Source organism: Vibrio sp. 03_296, from assembly GCF_002265885.1.
The window spans coordinates 1-414 of the sequence record NZ_NPKW01000164.1; the positions used below are offsets into that span (position 1 = coordinate 1).

Sequence of the window (414 nt, forward strand, 5' to 3'; positions counted from 1 at the left end):
TAACGTGCCAATTGGTCGGTCCATCCTCATCAGTTGCCAATACGCCTTGGCCTTTTCTACTGACATTTACACACTCTCCCTGGAGTAAATCGGTGCATCAGGTAAAAACAGTTCTGCCACTAACATCGGTTTGTGGTTCATCCATAAACGAGAACGTCTGGCGAGTAAACGCCCTTGCGGCGTTTCAATCCAAGCCACTTGCAATGCATCACGTTCAACTTGCTCTGCACTAAACACGGTGAGCCCCAAAGGAATATCACCCAGCGTGGCTAAGTCGTAGGGCTGATCAGCTAAGGTGGTTTCAGGGATCAACGTTCTTCCCAGCACCCACGGTGTTTGATCACCGGATAGCACCACCTCTCGGATCAAGCAAATCTCAGGGGATAATCCCTGAGKCTCTTGCATTGTTAATTG

General features: G+C 49.4%; 1 protein-coding gene. It reads right to left on the reverse strand.

Features of this window, described 5'->3' with window-relative positions; all coding sequences use genetic code 11:
* Positions 1-66: 66 nt before the first annotated feature.
* Positions 67-414 (reverse strand): chorismate lyase (locus CIK04_RS22460; protein WP_128824649.1); only part of this gene is annotated, 348 nt, incomplete at its 5' end.